Source organism: Actinomycetospora soli (genome assembly GCF_021026295.1).
GTDB lineage: Bacteria > Actinomycetota > Actinomycetes > Mycobacteriales > Pseudonocardiaceae > Actinomycetospora > Actinomycetospora soli.
Genome location: NZ_JAJNDA010000044.1, coordinates 1 through 17,105, shown reverse-complemented (window position 1 = coordinate 17,105; position 17,105 = coordinate 1). Strand labels below are relative to the sequence as shown.

Genomic DNA, 17,105 nt, shown 5'->3' with positions numbered 1-17,105 from the left:
GCATCGCCTCCGCCCGATGCAGGCGCCGGATCTCCGCCCAGTCCTCCACCTTCAACACCCCTTCCCATCGGCAAGGGGGTCCAGATTCACCCGTCGCAGAGGGGTCAGGATTCAGGCGTCGTCAGCAACAGGCAAGTCTCGGCAGGATTTGTCTGCCGGTGGACTGCCCCCTACCGTGCGGCCGTGGCTGTCGGTTCCCGAAGTCGGCTGCACGAACTCCCGAAGGTCGCTGCACACGCCCCGCGCCCCTCGGTGTCCGGGAGGTCCGGACCCAATCCGGTGTAAGCCCACACACCGAGCTGAGGGCCGCTGCTCGACATTGCGGTGGTGGGGACCTTGATCTGCGGGGGCGACGTCAACAGCCAGGACTGGACCCGGCCTTGTGCGGCGCGCGCCGGGCTGTCCGAGCTGCTGGGTGACGCGGACCGGCGGTTGGTGAACCTCGAGGGCCCGCTGTGCGGCACCTGCGGGGCCGGTATCGACACCCAACCAAGCCGAACTGGACCTACGCCAATCCCCGCCATGATCGACGGCCTGACCGCGGTCGGGATCGACGTCGTCAACACCGCCAACAACGTCACCTTTCCCGCCGACGCCGCCATCGCGAGCCTCGAGGTCCTCGACCAGTCCGGCATCAGGCACTGCGGCGACGAGATCGACCTCGACGCAGCGCACGTCCCCGCCCTCGCCGACCTCGGGGGACCTTCGGGTTGCGGTCCTGGGCTACAGCTCACTTCCGCCACCGCATTGGCGCGAGGCGCAGACGTCAGCCGAGTAGCTTGCGAACTTCGCGGGCGAGGTCGACCGAGGCGTCAATCTCCAGCTTGCGGTTGGTCAGGCTCTCGACGTTGATCCCGAACGGCAGCCCGAGGCGCCGGCAGTAGGCGATCAGGGCGCGGGCGTTCAGGACGCACTGCTCGTAGGACGCCGAAAGTGGCTCTCCGCGGGTGATCTCGGCCTGCAGCCAACGCGGGACCTCGATCCCGAGCCAATTCATGAACTCCAGCGTCTTGGCCGACCCGCACGCCGACAGGGTCAGCACCACCGCCCTGGGCTCGCGTCCCGCGTCGCGGCAGCCGTGGGCATAGTCAGACAGCAGGTCGCGGGTGTGGTCGAGGTCGTAGCAGACTTGCGAGACGAAGAACTCGCACCCGGCGTCCTGCTTTCGCTGCATCCGCCCGTGCTCCGACCCCGACGCCGCGTGCCGCTCTGCGATGGCCACCCCACCCATCCGCGGCGCGCCCGACAGCCCCGCGTGCAGCCGGTAGGCCTCCGGCAGGGTCGTCCGGACCGTCTGGTGCCGGGACGCCGCACCCACCAACACGGTGAGCACCCGTTCGCGGTCGACCGCGGAGAGCCAGGCGTCGAGCTCGGGACCGGTGTATTTGGCGACGGCGCGGTAGACGATGACCGGGCCGGCCCAGTCGGGGAGGTAACCCTCTAAGAAGTGGGCCGGGTCCATCATCGGCAGGAACGGGAACGGCCGCGGGGCGTCACTGCGATCGGCTTCGGCATCCACGTCGTAGAGGATCAGCCCGTCGACCTCTATCGACCGCAGCCGGGCCAGCGCGGCGGCGGCGATGTCAGCAGCCTGGGCAGGGGTACTGGTCTGCCGCGGTGGGGTCAGCCCGTAGAGCAGAACCCCGTCGCGCGCCCGAGCCAGCAGCTCACCAGCGGTCGTCGCCCTCGCGAATTCCATGGTCTCACCTTGGCAGCTACCCGAACCTCCAAGTCATGCGCGCCCTGCTCGCGCTGGGCGTGCTCAGGGGCGTAGGTGCCGAAGTAGCCGCGGACCAGTCGGTGCGGACGCAGCAGTGGTTGCGCGCTTCTGTCTCCTTGCGCCGGGACTCAACGAAGTGCACTCGTCCTCCCGAGCTGGCGCGCCGACTGCGCCGAGACCGTCACTGAATCCGCCGCCCGTCCTGCCACGCCTGCTCCAGCCGCCGGAGCTGGCGGCGGGCCCACAGCGCGACTGCGAGCATCAGCGGTCCCCCGAACGCCCAGACCACCCCCGTCAGGGAGGCAGTGCTCGTGGACGTGGCGGGCAGACCCGCGAACACGGAGGCTCCGAACAGGTAGACCGACGGCAGATACCACTGCCCGGCCCACGCCGTCAGCCGCTGCGCCGCCACCAGCGCCAGCCGCCGCTCGGCCGGCGGGACCGCGGTGCGGACCGCGCGGCGCACCAGCCGCCGCTCTCGGGCGTCCACCGCGCGCAGCTCCGGACGAACAGCGCGAGGGCGAGAGCGACCGCGACGACGAACGACCACGGGCACCACGAGGTGGACGTCGACAGCGCCGCGAACCCGATGAACAACCACGGCAGTCGCTCCCCATTCCGCGAACACTTCCGCCGAGCCCAGCAACCCGGTCGGCACGCTTCGTCGCTCCCGGACTGCGACCTTCACGGTCTGGCGCTCCGCGCGGGACAAGGGTCGCCGCGCGTCACGAATCTCCCGGCCTTGCGTCATCTCGTCCTTCGTCCGCGGAGCAGCGACAGCCATGAAGAACAAGTCCAAGACCAGGCCGGCACCGAGAAGGACGAGCAGCGGCCACCGCGAGCCGGCGAAGACCACTCGCAAGACCGCGACCGTCGCCGCGCCCCCGACACCCGCCCGCTGCCAGGCCTGCGACGAGTGAATTCATGACACTAGGTCGGTTCCGGAATCGCCAGGCGCAATCCAGCCCGCTTTCACCACCCCGCTCCACCGCCGAGAGCAGCTCCGCTTCCTTCTGTCACACACACGGTCCTGGTCAGGACCTCCGCAGGGATGTGCAATCCGAGTGGCCCGTGGTACGCAGCAGCCGTGGACGATCTGATGGTGCGCCGCTAGCGTGCGTCGGGTGGGACACTTCGAGCTGGCACAGGTGAACGTCGCGACGCCGTCGACCCCGCTGAGCTCGCCCGAACTGGCGTGGTTCACCGACGCCCTCGATGCGGTCAACACCGTCGCCGACGCTGCGCCGGGATTCCGGTGGAGACTCCAGTCCGAGGCGGGCGACGCGACGTCCCTGCGCGTCTTCGACGACGACGACATGATCATCAATATGTCGGTCTGGGCTTCGCTTGAGGCGCTGGCCGACTTCGTCTATCGCGACCCGACCCACGTCGCGGTCCTGCGCCAACGTCGCAAGTCGTTCCCGCCACTGGCCGAGGCCCACCAGACTCTGTGGTGGGTGCCGGCCGGACACCGACCGTCGATCACCGAAGCCGAGGAACGCCTGTGCTGGCTTCGCGATCACGGGCCGACCTCCTACGCGTTCACCTTCAAGACTCCGTTCCCGGCATCGGGCAAGAACGAGGCCACCACGGCCGACGCCGGCTGGTTCTGCCCGGCGTAAACGATCGCTGACGGTCGCTGCACCAGCGAGCAGGTGGACGGGTGGTCCTCCGCAGTAAGTCGGCGCGCTTGGCTCTCGGGTGCTTCCTCGAGGTCAACGTCCTGCTGGGCCGATCTCGGCCCACTCCGCCGGGCCGTCGTTGCCGGACCGCGTCAGTGGGTCAGCCGGTGTCATTGGAGCGGCGCAGTGGACACCGGTGGCGGGCCGAGAGCCTCTCTCGAGCCACCACCCCGAGGCGCAGCGAGCGCAAGGAGACATCCCCCGACGGGGCACGGACGAAGATCGCCAACGCCAGCGCTCGTCCTCCAAGGTCCCGTGCCGCATCATCACCTGTTGGCGCCTCGCGCCGCGACGGTCCACCGTTCGTAGTTTCCGCCCGAATGTACGGCGTGCAGCTGGTCGGCGAGGTTGACAGCGGTGCATACGTGGTTGGGTATCACCCGGATCGTGTCGCCGAGCTCGGGTGATGGTTGTTCGAGACCGAGGGTGACGGTGGCGTGGTGTTCGGAGAGTGCGGTGATGCGCGCGCCAGGACGATCAAGCAGCCTGCCCCCACCGCTGATCCAGGCTGGTTGATCGGCTCCGAGGACCTTGCTGCCGGCGTCGAGCACGATGGTGCCGGGGCGGGCGGACACGACGGTGGCTTCGACCCAGAGGGCTACCTCGTCGGTGGTGATGGTGCCGAGCTCGAGTTGCTGGGCGTCGCCGAACACATAGACCCCGGGGCGGAGTTCGGTGAGGCCATCTCTGGTGTACCCGGCGGTCGGAGTCGATCCGCCTGAGAGCACTCGGGGTCGTATCCCTGCCTGGGTCAGCGACGACGCCGCTTCCTGCAGGGCCGCCGCCTCGTCGGCTGCTGCCTGGGACGGTCGTGTGGGGGCATAGCCGTGTCCGGGGAAGGTGAACACGCCCGCCACCTCTAGACCGGCGTCGCTTGCAGCTCGCGCGATCTCACCGGCCTGTCCCGGATTCACTCCGGTGCGGTGGTGGCCGCTGTCGATCTCGACCAGCACTTCGGTCGCGCCTGCGACGGCAGCGGCGAGCTGCCTGGCGCCGGGCGCCGAGTCGACCGCGACCCGGATCGCCGCTCGTTCGGACAGGGCACGCAGCCGCCGGGCCCGCTCGCCGACCACCCACAACGGGTAGGCGATGAACACGTCATCGGTGACTCCCGCGTCTACGAAGACCTCGGCCTCGCCGACCGTGGCCACCGTCAATCCGACGGCTCCGGCGGCGACCTGTCGTCGCGCGATCTCCACGCATTTGTGGGTCTTCGCGTGCGGACGCAGGGCAAGGCCCTGGCGTCGTGCCGTAGCCGCCATCGCGGCGATATTCCGATCCATCGCCTCCACGTCGACCACCGGCACGGGGGTCTGGCCCGAGGCGGGCATCCTTGCCTCTCCGACGCTCACGGTCCCCCATGCTCCCCTGGGGCCATCCGCGCGCGTTGCGGGGACTGAGTGTCGCTTCTCGGGGCCGGCTGCACGATTGACCGGCCTGGGTTGGGCGGGACGATCGGGCACCGTGTGCGCGGTGGCCGCGCCCAAGACGCTGCGTGTGCGAGCATCGCTACCCCCGTAAATCGGTCTGTGTTCCGGAGTCGGATGCGCTCAGCACGTCGACCGAGGTGGCTGGCGGCCAGCTCAGCTGCTCATGGGTTACGGGCCAGATCGGCACGAGTGCGCGTACGAGTTCTGGCGAGGCCTGCGGTTCGAGGGCCAGGCCGTCGGCGGCAACGGGGGAGCCGAACACGTCGAAGGCGACACCGAGGAGCCGGATGCGCGCCTGGTAGACGGCCAGCTCGCGGATGCTGGATCCGTCGTGGATGCGCGCGGTGCGGGGCTCGAAGCTGACCCCGCCGAGGTGCTCGCCATGCTGGGGATTGATTGACATTGCGCTGCGCCCGATCCGAATCCAGCAGGTGGCGGGCGGGTCGACCTCGCCATAGAACTCCTGGATGTGTTCACGCGGTACTCGCTCGGCGCCATCGATCGCGCACGCGACGATGAGGGTCTTGTATGCCCACCGCGCCAGGATGAGTTGCTGGTCACGGTCCAGAACGATGCATGTACCGTCGGCGGCGTCGATCAGGCTGGTCAGTACCGGTCGGGCGGAGGTCTCGAGCCGGCTCATCCAGCCGTTGTTGCACGGCCGACAGAACGCCGAGACGGTCCTGGTGAACGGGCCCCCGATGCGGGTGATCGGTGTCCGGGTCCAGTCGGTGCTGGCCACTCGCACCCCTGACCCATCGTGGCCCCGCCGGCGTAGCCAGTCCGGAAAGATGTGCTCCTCGCTGCGGGGCCCTCCGCCACAAAACAGGCAGTGGAACGGCGCAGGCCGTTGGCCGGCTCGTCCTCCGCGGCTGACTCGACCACGCCTGCTCATGGTGTCTCCCGTTTCGTGGACAACGGCCCCCGACGGCCAGCCTGCTGTTCGCGCTTCGGCAGGACGTCGGTGCTGCGTGTTCAGGTCAGCCAGTGGGTGGGGTTGGCGGCGTCGAAGGTCCGGGCGGCGTCGACGTAGGGGTCCATGGAGGCGCGGGAGCGCCAGCGGCCGTGGCGTTGGACGTCGCGTTCGGGGACGCCGGCGGCGATGGCTTCGGTGGCGAACCCGCGTCGGAGGCTGTGCCCGCCCCACAGGTCGGCGTCCTCGAGCCTGGCCGCCTTTGCGCGGCGTTTGATGATCCCGGCGATGGAGTTGCGGTGCAGTCCGCCGGTGCGGGGGCGGCGGCCGTAGCGGTCTATGCCGCGCCAGGCGGGGCCCTCGAGGATGCCGTGGGAGCCGAGCAGGTCGCGCCAGCGGGTCCAGGCGACACCGGCGTCGAGCAGCGTCGATTCCTCGCTCTCCTCCCCCAGCACGTCCTCTCGAGACGGGGCGGCGATGCCGATCGTCGTGCCGGTGCCGTGCTGGTCGTTCTTCGACCGAGACAGGTGCACCGAGAGGCCCTGCCCGGAGGGGTGCAGGTCGGCCATCTGCAGCCGGGCGAGGTCGTCGGTCCGCAGCGCCGCCTTCCACCCGATCAACAGCAGCGCGTGGTCCCGGGCGTCGGCCAGCACTTCCTCGGGGCGCAGGAGCCGGAGGAGTTCGACTAGAGGTTCGCGGCGGGCGGCGGCGCGGCGGCGGGTAGGGGCGACGCCGGGGTGGCGGCGGATACCGGTGATGGTCCGACGCACCGCTTCCGCGCCGGTGGGGTTGTCGAGCTGCGCGGTCTGGTGCACCACCGAGATCGCCGCCAGATACCCCGACAACGTCCCGGGGCGCAGGCCCTCCCGCTCACACACCTGCCCGGCCACCACCGCGCTCGGAGGATCGGAAGGCGTGGCCGATCGCCAGACCGGGGCGAGATCGGCCAGGAACCGCGCCACGGTCAGCGGGTCCGCCGGCAGCGCCCGCTCCTCCGCCGCGGCGCACCACGACTCGAAGCGGCGCCACTGCCGCTCGTAGGCCGACCACGTGTTCGCCGCCCGCGCCCCCCGGGCGTACGACTCGGCTCGCGCGGTGAGTTCGTCGCGGAACTCGAGCACCGTGCCGGCCTCATCCCCAGACACAGCAACGGCGGCCCGCTTAGGCAGCTCTGCGGCGGTCACCGGAGGAGGTTCTCATCGCGGAACGGTCGAGTTCGGTAGGCGCGCCGCACCGACAGTGCAGATATTGACGTTATGCACCGTTGACCCTTCGAACGGGTCCGGAAAAGACGTAAAGCCTGACTAGACACTTAGCGCGGTACCCTCGCGCTCGTGGTCGCCGTCTACCCATATGTCGGGAGCCGAGAGCGGGACGCGGCCCTGCGCCGGATCGCTGCCCGGCACCTGCGCTGCGAGGATTCTCGCTGGTCAGAGGCCGGATGCGAGGGCGACGACCCGGCCCGCGACGTCCTGGACTACCTGCGTCGCCACCACACCCGGCTGCCCCGCGCGGTGTCCAGCGAGGACACCCGCGACGCCCTGGTGCTCAGTGCCTGGATCTACTGGGAGGAGCGCCGACGGGAGCGGGATCTGCTGCGCCGCGCCCGCGGGTACGGGCACTCCCTGGGCGAGCTCGGCGCCTTCCTCGGGCTGAACACCCGCCAGGGCACCTACGACTACCTCGACCGGCTCGAGGCGCTCGTCGAGGCCCACAGCACCGACCAGGCACGCCAGCAGCGGGTGGCCGACGAGCGCGTGGAGCGTCAGCGCGCGGCGGACGGGGCCGTGCGCGACGCCGAGCTGCTCGCCGGCCCGCTTGCGACGTCGACACTGGCCCCCGCCGACGACCTCTACCGACGCACCCGCGGGCGGCGAGCCTCCACCGCGGGCGCCGGCCCCGACACGGTGCGCTCACGGCGGCGTGACCGCACGACACTGCCCGCGCGGGAGCGCTGGATCGCCGAGCACCGGGGCGAACTCGACGTCCTGGTCTCCGAGCTGCTGGGCCAGCTGCAGCGGCTCGGGATCGAGGCGCGCGAGCAGGAGTCCGAGGACTTCGAGCTCGAGGACACCCTCGCGGTGCTGGACCGCCACCGAGAGACCGGCGACTACTCCCCGGCGACCTTCGGCGCCCTCGGGCTGGTGCTCGGCGAACTCCGCTTCCACCCCGCCGTCGAGCCGCTCGCCCACAACCACGGCGTCCATCAGGCCATTGTCGCCGCCGACCGGCTCCGGGCACGCTTCAGCGCCTTGAGCTGACCCACCTCGCCGCCGAGGGTCAGCCCAGGGCGCGCTCGAAGACCCGACGGCGCTCGCTCGGGCCGAGGTACTCGGCCGCAGCCAGCGTCTCGGCGTTGATCGACTCGTCCCCACTGCTGATCGCGAGCGCAGCCGCGGAGGACAGCAGCGCGGCGAGCTCGCCGATTGTGCCCTCGGATCGCGCGATCAGGTACTCGGCCATCTCCGGCTGCGCGATGTCCGAACGTCGGCGCAGCGGGAACGACGCAGCGAAGCTCGCGAGCAGCGAGCGGGTCTCGCCGCTGTCGGCCTCCCAGCGTGGCAGCACCACCGGCTGGAATCGGTTCTCGAGCTGGTCGTCCGAGCGGATGGCGAGGTAGGCGTCGTGGGTGCCGACCCCCACCAGCGGGACACGCAGGTTGTTGCCCAGCTGGCGGAGCAGATTGAGGAACTCGCGGCGACGGGAGGCGTTGCCGGCGAGCATGTTGTGCAGCTCGTCGATGACCAGGACCCGCAACCCGTTGCCGCCGAGCCACCACATGGCGGTGCGCTCGAGGTCGACCGCCCGCGGCCGGGCCTGACCACCGACCGGGTCGGGAGAACCGCAGGCGTCCAGCAGCGCCGCGTAGAACCGCGTGACCGACGGCTCCGAGGGCATCTGCATGACCACCAGCGGGATCGGTGGCGTGAGCCGGTCCTCCGGCATGGCGGCCACGCGGGCGTCCACGGTGCGTCGGAACTTCTCGATCAGCATCGACTTGCCGTTGTTGGTCGGGCCGGCGATCAACAGGTTCGGCATGCGCTGTCGCGACGGCCAGTCCCAGAGCTCGTCGAGGCGGCGCAGGGCCGCGGCGGCTCGTGGGTAGCCGATCCAGCGTTCGGCGCGCACACGTCGAATGCGCTCCTCGTCGGGTCGGCGCGCGTGGTCCCGAGCTCCCGGGTGCAGGTGGGACAGGTCGAGCTCGTCGGGATCCACCCGAGTCACCACTCCTCGATGTCGTCGAACGGTGCGGGCGCCGGCTCTTCGGCTCTCGCGTCCTGGCGAAGGTCGGGCGGTGGCAGTGGGACGGCGATCGGACCGGGAGACGGCGTTGACGCCACAGGGCGGCGCTGACGTTCCCGGCGGGCGCGTCGGGTCGACTTCGTCGCGGTCTCGCTGACGTGGCGCATTTGCTCGACCGAGGCGAACAAGGCCTGCTCGTCGACCTCGCCGCGTCCTTGCTCCCGCAGGCGCGCGACCGCGGCCCGGTGTTCCCAGAGGCTGATCGCGGGGTGAGCGAGGTGGCGGTAGCCGACGCTGAGGTAGGCGTTGCTCTGCGGGTCGAGCACCCAGACCCGGGACAGATCGCGGGGGTCGCGCCGGACAACTACTCGGCCGATCTGTTGTCGGCGGGCGATCAGGGGCTTGAGGGTGTCGCTGAAGTAGTGCACGTGGTCGATGACGAGGCCGGTACGGGTAAGTCGCCGGCGGACGACGGGCAGGAAGTCGATCAGGAAGGACCGGGGATTGGCCACGGTCGTCGGCGGGTGCGCGGTGGCCTCCTCCTCCCACACCGCCAGCGGCGGGCGTCCGTGACCCTCGTGGACCTGGTGGTGGTAGGCGGCGACGGCGAAGGCCAGCCAGCGTTGCAGCTCGAGCAGGGTCAGCGCCGCGGTCGCGTCGCTGTCGTAGGGCCCGCGGTCGACCGGGTTGGAGAACGTGGTCCCCGGTAGCTCGTGGACCTCGCTCATCAGCGTGCCGATGAGCCTCTCCACGACTCCGCCGTACTGCGGTTCACCCGGTGGCCGGTAGTCCAGCGCGATGCCGTGTTCCTCGCACCCTCGTCGTAGCGCCTCGGAGTGGAACTCCGCGCCGTTGTCGACGTAGAGCTGCGCTGGTTTACCCGCCATCGGCCAGGTGACCTGCGCGCCGAGCGTTTCCAGCCATGCCTGCTTGTCCGTCGCGATGTGGGCCAGGCAGAGCCCGACCGAGGTCGCCGACGGCGGGTCGAGGGTGACGACCATCCCGACGATCGCCCGAGTGGTCACATCGACGCCCACCGTGAGATAGGGCCGCCCGATCGGGGCTCTGTCCTGTTCGTCGACCAGGACCACGTCGATGACGGTGTGGTCGATCTGCACCTGCCCCAGAGGCTCGACCGGCGTCGTCGCGCTGCCGCCCGCGGAGTCGACCTTGCGGGCGGCGTCAGGTCCGCCACGAGATCGTGCCGCAACTCGAGGATCCAGAACCGCGATCCGACGCTCCACGGATCCCCGCGATGGGGCGATCAGACCCCTGACCCGGCAGGCCCGCACGATCGAGCGGTGAACAGAGGCAACCGAGGGTCGTTGGCGCTTGAGATACCGCTTGCGCAAGACGTCCTTGACAACAGCCTCGACGTCGTTGGGTAGACGGCTCTTGCCTCTGCCTCCAGACGACCGCCCGGGTAGCAGGTCTGAGACTCGACCCTCGCCGGCGCGCCATCTCGACAGCAACGAGTAGGTCTGGCGACGAGAGAGATCCAGCGCGAGAGCCGCGCGATCAACCGCCTCGTGGCCCGGCGCGTCCAAGCTGGCGAGCTCGCGCACGACCGCGGCGCGCGTGCAGGCCAGGGCCCAATCAGCGTCAGAGGCGCCAAGGAGCCCGCGCTCGGTTCCCGCAAGGTCCTCGTCCGCCATCACCGACCTCGCTTCGTGCAGCGCACTTCGGTCAAGATGCTGACGGTGCACACGACTCCGACCGACGCCAGTGTTCGCAGCCCTCTGCACCTGGTCAAGAAGGCGCAGGTCAGGGGTGCAGTCCACTTCGGGAACTGACAGAGGTCGAGCCGCAGGTCGGCCGTGGCCGCCGCCGTGAGCGGTCGGCTCGCAAACTCCGACCCAGCGGTCGCGAAGGCACGGGCCAGAGACCCTGGCCTCGCTCGTTCGGTCGCCAGCGGGCTTGAGGGGTCCGGCGCTCGATCTGGACAGCTCGCAAGGTGCGCTTAGTCGCTATCGACTGGGCATGGCATCGCGAACGTCGATCGTGATCAGAGGTGCGCAGCTCCGGCCTGTGCAGAGTCGTAGCGCGTCCGCGCAGGGCGCTTCGCACCCGACGCCGTGATGCACGCTCGTCGTGGACGGCGGCACGTAGACCCGCACACTCCAAGCGGGCCTCGGGGCGCGCCGGTCGAGTCAAGCAGTCCCCCAAGGACCCCTCAGTGAGTCCGAACGACCCCCTCAGCGTAGGCAGCATCTGCGGTCTCGCCCGACCGGGACTGGACGATTCGTCGCTCCGATCGCCACTCCCCCACGGCGCGCGACCGGGACGCTCAGAAGCCCGGAGTGCGCGCCTGTGAGAACGCGCGAAGCAGGTCTACTGGGACGCAACAACCGGCGCGGGCCGTGCGTGAACCCCTGCGCGCCGCGGCCTGGGGCTCTGGTTGGATGCAGACTCATCGCGCTCTGACCACCCTCGGGAGGAACATCGCCCCAGGTCGGACGGACCGATTGCACGGTCGATGACTTCACCGATTGCACCGTTGATCGCCCCTCCGAGTACACGACCACGTGCATGTCCGATGACTACTGCCACCACGTTCACGACAGCGGTTGTGACTAGCACTGCGTGGGTGGGTCTAACCACCTCTGCGCATGCCGGTTCAAGCGCCGGTCTGACCGAGTGCCCGATCACTGCACGGCCGCTATGCCCGACCGCCACACAGCGTGTCGCTGCGCGTTCACCGGCGATGGCCGCTCTATGCTCCTCTGCCATGACGGTGGTGATGAGCGGTGTAAAGCCCGGTGCACGTGCCGCTCCCACCACTGGTCGCGTTGCAGCGGTGATCGCGTGGCCGACCGCATGCATGGCGCCATGCGCCACTATGGCGGTGGGTGCATCGATAGGTACGCCGATGGGTGAACCGCTCGATGCGTCGTGGCATGGCTTGGTCAGTGCATGCTTCTCGGCGCACGTGTGTCCGTGCGGCTGCGCGGCTAGGCGTGCAACAACAACTCACATCGTGCGGACGCGGGTGACTGCGCGTGTTCGTGCGGACGGCCGTAGATGCAGCCATGCAGGCGTGGTAGGTCACAGTGGCGCGTACATATCCACGTGCAAGCAACCTTCGTTAACTAGGTCGACAGATGCATGCGTGACTGCAAAGGCGCACGGCTGCATGCTGACTGGCGTTCCTGAAGCTGTGGGGGAGTGCGTGGCTCAAGAACGACGTGCACCCCTGACTGCAGACGTGGGCCCAGAGACCCGTGCCCCGTCGCGTGCAGGCCCACTTGGCTGTCGAGGTGCACGTGCGTCCGGTTGTCGCCTTGTGCGTCAGTCTGCGGGCCCGCGTGGAGTGAGGCGTGTGCGGCTCCGCGTGTCGCTGCAGCCGGAGCCGGGGGCAAGGACCCCACGATGGACAGGTCCGCGGATCGGAGCAGCCCGCGACCTACTGGCGAGAGACGAACGACGGAGCAACGTCGCCGACCGCAGGAGCAGGTGGGATGGCCCAGCACGCTGAAGACCTCGACCGGGACGAAGCCCTGGCTCGAGTGATATGTGTCGTCAACGACAAGGGTGGGGTCGGTAAGACGTCGATCGCAGCCAACATCGCCGGCCAACTCGCAGCCGCGAACTTCCAGGTACTTCTGCTGGACCTCAACCGGCAGGCGAACCTGTCAGACGATCTCGGCTTCCGCGGGACCGGGCTCGATGACCAGGGCCGCGGTCTGGTCCAGGCGATCCAGTTCAACCAGCCGCTGGCCCCCGTTCGCAACATCCGCCCCCGGCTGGACGTCGTCTGCGGGGGAGAGGACCTCGAGTTCCTCACGCCGTTGATGATTACGAGAGTCAGCAGCTCCGGGCGAGACGCCTACCGAATCCTCGGCGACGTGCTTATGCCCATCGCGGACGACTACGACATCACCATCATCGACACCCCGCCCGAGTCGACGATCCTGGGGGACCTGGCCCTCGGTGCAGCACGATGGGTACTCATGCCCACTAGGTCGGACGCGGGCGGTCTGGTCGGGATGAGCCTGGTCGCCAAACGGTTCCAGGCCGCGCGGGAGATCAACCCGCACATCACCCTGCTCGGGGCGGTCCTCTTCGGTACCGGCACCCGCTCGACAGGAATCCACAACGAGGTCCGCACTAGGGTCGCCGAGGCCTTCGGGGGTCACTCGCCGATGTTCACGACCACTATCCGCTACGCCGAGAAGACCGCGCAGGACGCTCGACGGACGGGGAAGCTCGCCCACGAGCTGGAGAGCGAACTCGCTTCACAGCCCGCGTGGTGGGAGCAGCTTCGGACGGGCAAGCCCGCGGGGGCCCGAGTTTCAGCGACCGCCGCCAGTGTCTCCGCCGACTACCGAGATCTTGCGGCCGAGATCCTCGATGTACTCCGCCAAGCCGAAGAGGCCGCTCTGGCCGAAGACGACGAGAGGGTGAGTTCGTGATGCCGGACCTGAGCAGCGCCTTTGGTGTGCCGGCTACCGACCTCACCAGCCGGCTACGACCCAACCCACGCCGCGAACGCCGGGAGCGCCCGGCTGACCCTGCACCGGCGCCGGCCGAGGAGCAGGCGGACACCTCGACGACGCACTCGCCTGCGCCCACCCCTCCCGCAGTAGAGACCCAGCCGGAAGAGACGGCCCCCAGCAGTCGCGCCGAGACCTCCGAAGCGCCCGCACGACCCGACGCAGACCGCCACAGCAACACCGCCGGAACGAGCAGCCCCAGCCGTCGAGCCGGCGGCAACGCCACCTCACGTCGGGGCAGCGCAGGCCGATCTCGCGGGTCGCGAGCCGCGCAGAGCTATGAGTCGGACCCCAACAGCAGCTACCCGGTACCGGTGTACCTGCACCCCGCGGTGCGGGCCGCGGCGGTGACCCAACGCAAAGACTCCAAGTGCACCAACGCCGAAATTGCCTTCAACGCGATCGATGAAGTCCAGCACCGGTTGCCCGGCCTGATCCGCGACCGACGTCTGCAGGCTCGCCCCGAGTCCAGCCTCTTCCCTGGGCGAGTCCGACGCGGCCGCTTCGCCGGCGGAGGGGCAGCCGCCAGCGCCGGGGAGGCGCGCCGGGTGCTCTTCCAGTTCCGGGCGACTGAAGCCGAACTCGAGATCATCGACCGTCTGGTGTCCGAGCACGGTGCCGAATCGCGCAGCGAGCTCATCGCCGTGGCGATGGAGGAGTCGCTACTGCAGGGACGCTGAGAATCGGCCTGGCACGGAGCCCGACGACCTCAGCACAGGTGGCAGCGGTGGCAGGTGGGTAGACCTGCCACCGCGGGTTCGTGCGGGGGAGTGGTGCCGCGATAAAGGGGCGTATCGCGGCATTGGTTCATACGCCTCTGCCAAACAAATGAACTCGATGCCGGGTCTACAGAACGAGACCGGCAGCACAGCAGGTTCTGCCTCTTCCGCGTAAGTGTAAAGTATTTCGTAAGGGCGAGCAGGCGGATAAGCTACAAGTGGTCGCTCATGTTGTTGAACGGGGGAGTATGGCGAGCAAGCGAACGGTGCGCGAGAGGAGCATCGCGTTCTACGAGATTGTCGAGTCCGAACAAGCTGCCGAAGTTCGGACCACGCAGCTCGATTGGGAAGCGATGCTCGCGGCGCTGTCGAGGGCCGAGTTCAAAGACCGGCAATTCGAAAGCGAACATGTCTTCATTGGCGCGGTAGTTACCTACCAAGAGCAGGATCATCTCCTACTTCACCGCGTCAAGGATCAGACCGAATGGCTTTCTACCGTTAATTGGGAGAGCGAAGTCGTCGCCGAAGTGGAGGACTGGGCGTCCAGGGGATACTTAGAAACTTCGGTCATCTCATTCCTGCCGTTCGGCAACGTTGTGGCTGTCATGAAAGGTTCCACGACGGCGCCCAGCCATAAAAGCTTAGAGACGTGGCTCAACGGCCTCGAACTCTTCCCGGGCAGATCCCTCAAGGTCCGCCCTGTGGTCTCTCATGCAGAGATCGAGCGCCTACGTACCGCGACTGGAGCAAGTAAAGCTGAGATCCGCATCGGCACCAGCAAGGCCGCGGCTCTAGAAAACCGCCACGGCAGGCTCTCGCGATTCCTTCGAATGGCAAATGAAGAGTACGGAGACGTCAATGTGACACTGACTCTTTCCGTGCCCCCCGGGAACACGCGAGCTGAAGAGCGCCAGGCGCTCCTCAATGATCTACAAGAACTTGAGACCGTGATGCCCAGTGCTGCGGAAAGGGCGTCAGCAGTTTTGGTCTATGGCGACTCGTCATCCGGGGAAAGTCGTCGCGTTGCCGAATTCGTAGAGCATGACATCACGGCGAAAAGGAAGGTGCCGGCGGTGAATGAGCAGGGCGAGTCGGTGAAGATTGAATCCGCGGTCAACGTGATGCTGGAGGTCGCAGACGACCACGATCACGATCTTCGGGTCGCCGTCGACGCCCTCGAAGGAGACTGAGGGTGGCGACATGAGCCAACGTTCCAGCGCCATAACTGGCTTCTGGTCAGAGAGACCAGGACTCGATTATGTGATCGCGTTGCTTGCTGTCGCTCTTCACATCGCGGCCGTTAGATTGCTCGGTGGAGGCGACGTACTCCGGTGGGCCGAACTCACACAGCGCTTATCAGCCTACGGGGCCGGGGCGACCTTAATCTCAGTCATCGGCGGGTTGAGCTCGATCGCTATGGCCGTGTATCTGTCAGCAGCGGGCCCACGAGTGCAGGCTGCTCGCCGCAACTACCCCGACGAACTTCGCGCGAACTGGCGCTCGCTCCTCGTCGGCACAGGTATTGCGGCGACGGCCTGCGTGGCAGCTCAGGTTCTCGATAGTACCAACGATGTCCACTCGGCACGATTTGTGTTTGAGGGCGCGGTCTTCCTTGCTGTGGCGAGGTTTTCGCGGCTGATATGGCTGTTCGATTCGATGCTGGCCGTGGCCGACAAGGACGCTTCCGAAAAGGGGGTCAAGAAGAAACCTGCCCCTGAGCTGGGAAGTAGCTGGAGGCAACGGATTCGTAACTAGGCCCGAGCTCGACGTTTCTTACACTGTACGGTCGCATCGAAGCAGAATCAAATTGAATCCACATGTCTACCCTTCGAACTGAGAGTCCGCTTCTCTAATCAGTTGTGGGCGGCAGGTCGTAGCTGCCGCATCGGCGACCACGAACTTTGTCGATGAATTTCAAGGGAAGCGTCTCCGTTGTAACAGCTCGGCGAGCGGCGCTCAATAGAATCGCCCTTAGCGTCTTGGCGCCAGCAGGCGCCCTTCAGATCCGTGCTCGTCCCTGGCTCGCGACCGACGACGCGGCGATATGGGGCCTATCACGGTGTCGCTAAAGTTCGACGACAGGTACCACTTGCCCGCACCGTCACCAACGCGGAAGCTGTTGTCCGGCTAGCCACCCCTTTCGAAGTCAGCACCTTGTTTTCTAAGTCCCGATCCGTCTTTCTACTTCTCAATCTTAAGCCATAGTAAGACGATGTGAGGTTTCGCAGTCAAGTAGCAGGGAGCAGTACCGTTACGATGACCCACCGTGCAGACATGGAGGATGGCCGAGCTTGTAGCGGGTTGGCTTGCCAGTAACGCGAATAATACCGCCTCCGCGTTTGAGATGTCTGCGAGAACCCTAAGTCGAATCGGAAAAGTAATGCAGTATGTCGGAGGCCTCGTCACCATCATCGACATCGTCGGTGAGAAGAAAACGTTGGGATATGCACAAAGATTGCGGACTCGAAGCTCTGAGGCGCGGAAGAGTTCGGCCTTGGATACGGTGGGCTGCTTGCTATTGTTTGCGCTCCCACTTTCAGTCTTACCGCTAGGCCTTGCCTGGCAGTATTTCGATCCGTCACCCAGCGACAGTCCCTGGACCTTTGTGGTGATCGGTGTGGTCCTGGTTGGCTTACCGGCCCTGGGTGCTCTAGCCACGGATATTCGGTCAGGAATCGCTTGGGTCTTTGACCAGCTCAGCCAACTTGTTTCCTCGATTCCTCGCCTCCGCTTTATTGGACTTGCCATTCTTACGATTGGTTTTGTATTGGACTTTACGGGCTCTTCCGGAATCAGAGTGCGAGGTTCCCGCAGTGGAGCAGGGAGCGGATGCGGTAGTTGATCAGGTTGCGGAACCCGAGGGCGTTGCGGCGCAGGGCCTCGAGGCGCCCGTTGATGGCTTCGG

At 67.6% G+C, this 17,105-nt stretch carries 14 protein-coding genes; 7 read left to right on the top strand and 7 right to left on the bottom strand.

Features of this window, described 5'->3' with window-relative positions; all coding sequences use genetic code 11:
• The first annotated feature begins 324 nt into the window (after window positions 1–324).
• Window positions 325–852 (top strand): CapA family protein, encoded by a 528-nt coding sequence (locus tag LN037_RS34110; protein WP_372460575.1) that lies wholly within the window; start codon window positions 325–327, stop codon window positions 850–852.
• Here LN037_RS34110 and LN037_RS31300 read toward each other — a convergent pair.
• Window positions 767–1,699, bottom strand: a complete 933-nt coding sequence (locus LN037_RS31300) for a 5,10-methylenetetrahydrofolate reductase (protein ID WP_230760887.1) — start codon at window positions 1,697–1,699, stop codon at window positions 767–769. The genes LN037_RS34110 and LN037_RS31300 overlap by 86 nt on opposite strands.
• A gap of 202 nt (window positions 1,700–1,901) precedes the next feature.
• On the bottom strand, window positions 1,902–2,210 hold the full coding sequence (locus LN037_RS31295; protein WP_230760885.1) for a hypothetical protein: 309 nt from the start codon (window positions 2,208–2,210) through the stop codon (window positions 1,902–1,904).
• A 634-nt stretch (window positions 2,211–2,844) separates the two neighbouring features.
• Between LN037_RS31295 and LN037_RS31290 the strand changes: the two genes are divergently transcribed.
• Window positions 2,845–3,342, top strand: a complete 498-nt coding sequence (locus tag LN037_RS31290; RefSeq protein WP_230760883.1) for a DUF3291 domain-containing protein — start codon at window positions 2,845–2,847, stop codon at window positions 3,340–3,342.
• Between the two features lie 326 nt (window positions 3,343–3,668).
• Here the strand turns inward: LN037_RS31290 and LN037_RS31285 are convergent, their stop codons facing one another.
• The 3 genes from LN037_RS31285 to LN037_RS31275 form a co-directional block, all read right to left on the bottom strand.
• Window positions 3,669–4,754 carry an alanine racemase gene (locus tag LN037_RS31285; RefSeq protein ID WP_230760881.1) on the bottom strand — a complete coding sequence of 362 codons (1,086 nt, stop codon included), beginning with the start codon at window positions 4,752–4,754 and terminating at the stop codon, window positions 3,669–3,671.
• A gap of 157 nt (window positions 4,755–4,911) precedes the next feature.
• On the bottom strand, window positions 4,912–5,574 hold the full coding sequence (locus LN037_RS31280) for a hypothetical protein (protein ID WP_230760879.1): 663 nt from the start codon (window positions 5,572–5,574) through the stop codon (window positions 4,912–4,914).
• Between the two features lie 233 nt (window positions 5,575–5,807).
• Entirely contained in the window at window positions 5,808–6,866 is a 1,059-nt protein-coding gene (locus tag LN037_RS31275) for a tyrosine-type recombinase/integrase (RefSeq protein WP_230760877.1), read from the bottom strand.
• A gap of 213 nt (window positions 6,867–7,079) precedes the next feature.
• Between LN037_RS31275 and LN037_RS31270 the strand changes: the two genes are divergently transcribed.
• A complete protein-coding gene (locus tag LN037_RS31270) occupies window positions 7,080–8,006 on the top strand; it encodes a hypothetical protein (RefSeq protein WP_230760875.1) in 927 nt (308 codons plus the stop codon).
• 19 nt (window positions 8,007–8,025) lie between these two features.
• Here the strand turns inward: LN037_RS31270 and LN037_RS31265 are convergent, their stop codons facing one another.
• Both LN037_RS31265 and LN037_RS31260 read right to left on the bottom strand, forming a co-directional pair.
• Window positions 8,026–8,961, bottom strand: coding sequence for a TniB family NTP-binding protein (locus LN037_RS31265; protein WP_230760873.1), 936 nt, complete (start codon window positions 8,959–8,961; stop codon window positions 8,026–8,028).
• Between the two features lie 5 nt (window positions 8,962–8,966).
• Entirely contained in the window at window positions 8,967–10,643 is a 1,677-nt protein-coding gene (locus LN037_RS31260) for a TnsB C-terminal domain-containing protein (protein ID WP_230760872.1), read from the bottom strand.
• A gap of 1,803 nt (window positions 10,644–12,446) precedes the next feature.
• On the opposite strand from LN037_RS31260, the gene LN037_RS31255 reads away from it, so the two are divergent.
• The 4 genes from LN037_RS31255 (at window position 12,447) to LN037_RS31240 (ending at window position 15,955) form a co-directional block, all read left to right on the top strand.
• Window positions 12,447–13,400, top strand: coding sequence for a ParA family protein (locus tag LN037_RS31255; protein WP_230760870.1), 954 nt, complete (start codon window positions 12,447–12,449; stop codon window positions 13,398–13,400).
• 395 nt (window positions 13,401–13,795) lie between these two features.
• Complete coding sequence (locus tag LN037_RS31250) at window positions 13,796–14,161, top strand: ribbon-helix-helix domain-containing protein (RefSeq protein WP_230760868.1); 366 nt, start codon at window positions 13,796–13,798, stop codon at window positions 14,159–14,161.
• Between the two features lie 287 nt (window positions 14,162–14,448).
• Complete coding sequence (locus tag LN037_RS31245; RefSeq protein ID WP_230760866.1) at window positions 14,449–15,390, top strand: hypothetical protein; 942 nt, start codon at window positions 14,449–14,451, stop codon at window positions 15,388–15,390.
• A 10-nt stretch (window positions 15,391–15,400) separates the two neighbouring features.
• Complete coding sequence (locus LN037_RS31240) at window positions 15,401–15,955, top strand: hypothetical protein (protein WP_230760864.1); 555 nt, start codon at window positions 15,401–15,403, stop codon at window positions 15,953–15,955.
• The last annotated feature ends 1,150 nt before the right edge of the window (window positions 15,956–17,105 follow it).

Bases quoted from the DNA above. Each gene is read 5' to 3' on its own strand.
- LN037_RS31300 (WP_230760887.1), bottom strand. From the start codon at position 1,699: ATGGAATTCGCGAGGGCGACGACCGCTGGTGAGCTGCTGGCTCGGGCG.
- LN037_RS31260 (WP_230760872.1), bottom strand. From the start codon at position 10,643: ATGGCGGACGAGGACCTTGCGGGAACCGAGCGCGGGCTCCTTGGCGCC.
- LN037_RS31255 (WP_230760870.1), top strand. From the start codon at position 12,447: ATGGCCCAGCACGCTGAAGACCTCGACCGGGACGAAGCCCTGGCTCGA.
- LN037_RS31245 (WP_230760866.1), top strand. From the start codon at position 14,449: ATGGCGAGCAAGCGAACGGTGCGCGAGAGGAGCATCGCGTTCTACGAG.
- LN037_RS31240 (WP_230760864.1), top strand. From the start codon at position 15,401: ATGAGCCAACGTTCCAGCGCCATAACTGGCTTCTGGTCAGAGAGACCA.